The following is a 3388-nucleotide window of genomic DNA, read 5'->3' as shown; positions in this document are numbered from 1 at the left end:
TGAAAAAAGAGGTTTAAATAAATGAGAGCAGGGCATATTAATAAAGAACACAGCAACATTCTCATTTCCCCCTTTTTAAGGATCATCCATTGGATGGTCCTCTTTTTTTGTCTAAATTTATCATTTGCGTATAAGCTATTGAAATAAATTACATCTTTTAATGATGGATGTAGGGGCAGTTTGCTGATCCAGTAGGGTGCATGGGACAGTGAAGAGACAAAACAGGTGATGATAGTTTATCGTTCGCACGACGGAAAGCGACCTACTTCATTTTCGATAAGAGATATTATATTTTTCTCTTTTCAATCTTCTCTGACTTACAAAAAAATCGAAATTATGAAATGGATTAATCATTAAAGTGAAATTTTAAATAAACTTGTTTTACTTTTCTGATAAACTGTATTTAATACAATTATATTGGAGGAGTTATTTATGTCGGAGCAACTAAAAATAGGTTTTATTGGCACAGGTGTAATGGGTAAAAGTATAGTTAAGCATTTACTGAAAGCAGGTCATGAGGTTAGTGTATACACAAGAACTAAGGAGAAAGCAGATGAGTTACTTACTTTAGGTGCAAGATGGGTCTCAAAGCCTAGTGAAGCAGCTAGCAGTGTTCAATACCTCTTTACTATGGTTGGCTATCCACACGACGTAGAAGAAGTTTATTTTGGAGAAGAAGGAATTTTCTCAATAGAAAACAAAGGATTAACTGTCATCGATTTAACAACATCTACACCTACTTTAGCAAAAAAAATTAACGATCGTGCTAAGGAGCTAGAGATGCAATCCTTAGATGCCCCGGTGTCGGGTGGAGATATAGGTGCTCAATTAGGAAAGCTATCCATTATGTGTGGTGGAGAGAGGGAGACCTTTGACAGTTCTTTACCAGTAATGAAGCTATTTGGTGAGACCATTCTCCATGAGGGAACTGCGGGCGCTGGACAACATACTAAAATGTGTAACCAAATAACAATTGCATCTAATATGATAGGAGTCTGTGAGGCACTTACATACGGAAAGAAAGCTGGGTTGGAGTTAGAGCAAGTATTAAGAGCAATTTCTACTGGTGCTGCTGGTTCTTGGTCATTAAGCAATTTAGCACCTAGAATGATTAAAGGTGATTTAGAGCCGGGATTCTTTATCAAGCATTTTGTTAAAGACATGAAAATTGCTTTGGAAGAATCAGAAAGAATGAATTTGACATTACCTGGGTTAGAGTTAGCGAAGTCATTATATGACCAATTAATAAGTGACGGATATGAGGATAAAGGTACACAAGCACTAATAAAATTATACGAATAATATAGTAATATTTTACCTCTGTATGATACAATTGGTATAATGGTGAGCGTGGAAAGGAAGATTTTCTGTGAATGACCACAAAGGAATATTACTAGAAAGCGGAACCAATGAGTTAGAAATCGTAGAGTTTCAAGTAGGTTCAAATAGATTTGGCATTAATGTGATAAAAGTAAAGGAAATTATTCAACCTATCCCGGTTACTTTTATTCCTCTTTCACATCCGCATGTGGAAGGCATTATTCAATTACGAGGTGATGTTCTACCTGTAATAAATATGAGTAAAGTTTTAGGTTTGCCAATGCAATCAACAAGTGAGCAACAAAAGTATATTGTTGCGGAGTTTAATAAACAAAAGGCAGTATTTCACGTAGACAATGTAACTCAAATACATCGTATATCATGGGATCAAATAGAAAAGCCTGGTTCCCTATATCAAGGAGGATCTTCCCACGTAATAGGAGTTATTAAAAGAGGCGAAGACATGCTCTTATTATTAGACTTTGAAAGAATTATTGTGGATATAAATCCTGAATCAGGAATGAGTATAGATTCGGTGAAGAAGTTAGGCCCAAGAGAAAGATCTAACAAAAAAATTGTAATTGCAGAAGATTCACCTTTACTAAGGAAATTATTGCATGATACTATGCATGAGGCGGGTTATGTGAACCTCGAGTTCTTTGAGAATGGTAAGGATACTTTAGCATACCTGGAGCAATTAGAGAAAGTCTCTCCAGATGTATCGGAACATGTTCAAATGATCGTAACCGATATTGAGATGCCACAGATGGATGGGCATGCTTTGACAAAATCTATTAAAACCAATAGTAATTTAGCCAAACTGCCAGTAGTCATTTTTTCAAGTCTAATTACAGACGACCTTAGACACAAAGGTGATTTAGTAGGAGCAGAAGATCAAGTTAGTAAACCAGAAATTACTGAACTAGTTTTAAAAATTGATAAGTATATACTGTAACAAATATATAGGAATGAAAAGAGGGATTCTCATAGCTAATGCTATAAGAATCCCTCTCCATAATATTATATCGAATATACATTACTCAGCGTTAAAATAGGGTTAGGTAACTAGAACATTATAAGCAAGAAGAAATACACTTTTTTGACTTATAAAAGTGTTTGCTTCTACGAAATTTTATCGATCTAGGTAAGATTTCATCTTACTTGGGCGTCTATTGGAAACACGAGCAAACTTCGCAGTACAAGATGTAGAGTGATTAGTGGACTTGCTTTTAGTAGCTTTGGGAGGTCCTATATAATCGGTTAATAATTGTTTAGCCATTCTTATACTCATTTTCCTGATAGGGTTTCTATAAGTATCATCTAAATGACCGAGATGTGGTAAAGTTTTAAAATCTTCTTTAACCGGAAGAAGGTGGAAATAATAGTCAGCACACTGAACTAAAACGGAGGATTGCTGTTGGCTGTTTCTAGGATTACGCACAAAATGAAGACCAATTTTACTAGCTTTTTTTTCTGTAATCATTTTTTGAATAGCTAATTTTTTTAGCTCATAAAGGGGCTTGTTGTCTATAGCAGTTTTTGCATGCCTATTAACTGTATATATTGCAGTCGCTAACTGCTTGTCTGATTCAGTAGTCATAATAAGTACACTCCTTTCTTTTACTCTTTCTCTTTCTATACATACTATCATACCAACTAATGACCTAATTGTGTACACAAATCAAAAAAATATTATATAAAAATATTTAATAGTATTTTTATTAAAAATTACCATTATTTGACGATATAAAAGAGAGTACAGTGTGTTGATTTTTGCAATATGTCTTATACGAGGCTACTGGAGGCTAACATGAACAATTACGAACAGCTTAAGATGGATGATTACTTAGCAGATATGATTCATGAACAACCCAACCTGATAACTTGCCTATTGCAAAAAAAGGAAGATGGTTCTCATGTAATTATTTATACAAATAAAAGTGCTAACAAATTTTTAAAAAGTGCGATAAATTTAAATAATTTCACTCAAGAATTATGGATTCAATTTGAACCACTTTTTTTAGAAGAGGCGAAGCAGAAAGTCTACCATAACTTTGACATTTTATTA

General features: G+C 34.1%; 4 protein-coding genes. 3 read left to right on the top strand and 1 reads right to left on the bottom strand.

The window, feature by feature from the left end; genetic code table 11:
- Positions 1 to 432 precede the first annotated feature (432 nt).
- The gene (locus AC06OU_RS04705; RefSeq protein WP_475854296.1) at positions 433 to 1302 is read left to right on the top strand and encodes an NAD(P)-dependent oxidoreductase; all 870 of its coding nucleotides are present in this window, start codon (positions 433 to 435) and stop codon (positions 1300 to 1302) included.
- A gap of 67 nt (positions 1303 to 1369) precedes the next feature.
- Complete coding sequence (locus AC06OU_RS04700; RefSeq protein ID WP_475854295.1) at positions 1370 to 2275, top strand: chemotaxis protein; 906 nt, start codon at positions 1370 to 1372, stop codon at positions 2273 to 2275.
- Between the two features lie 177 nt (positions 2276 to 2452).
- Here the strand turns inward: AC06OU_RS04700 and AC06OU_RS04695 are convergent, their stop codons facing one another.
- The gene (locus AC06OU_RS04695; RefSeq protein WP_169358898.1) at positions 2453 to 2920 is read right to left on the bottom strand and encodes a YkyB family protein; all 468 of its coding nucleotides are present in this window, start codon (positions 2918 to 2920) and stop codon (positions 2453 to 2455) included.
- A 210-nt stretch (positions 2921 to 3130) separates the two neighbouring features.
- Here AC06OU_RS04695 and AC06OU_RS04690 point away from each other — a divergent pair.
- On the top strand, positions 3131 to 3388 hold a 258-nt coding region (locus tag AC06OU_RS04690), incomplete at its 3' end, for a hypothetical protein (RefSeq protein ID WP_475854293.1).

This window comes from Psychrobacillus sp. (assembly GCF_056205495.1).
The sequence above is the reverse complement of the archived record's forward strand: the minus strand, read 5'-3'. Positions and strand labels throughout refer to the sequence as shown.

What these genes read in the sequence shown, in the direction of transcription:
- AC06OU_RS04705 (WP_475854296.1), top strand. Translation starts at nt 433, where the DNA reads ATGTCGGAGCAACTAAAAATAGGTTTTATTGGCACAGGTGTAATGGGT.
- AC06OU_RS04695 (WP_169358898.1), bottom strand. Translation starts at nt 2,920, where the DNA reads ATGACTACTGAATCAGACAAGCAGTTAGCGACTGCAATATATACAGTT.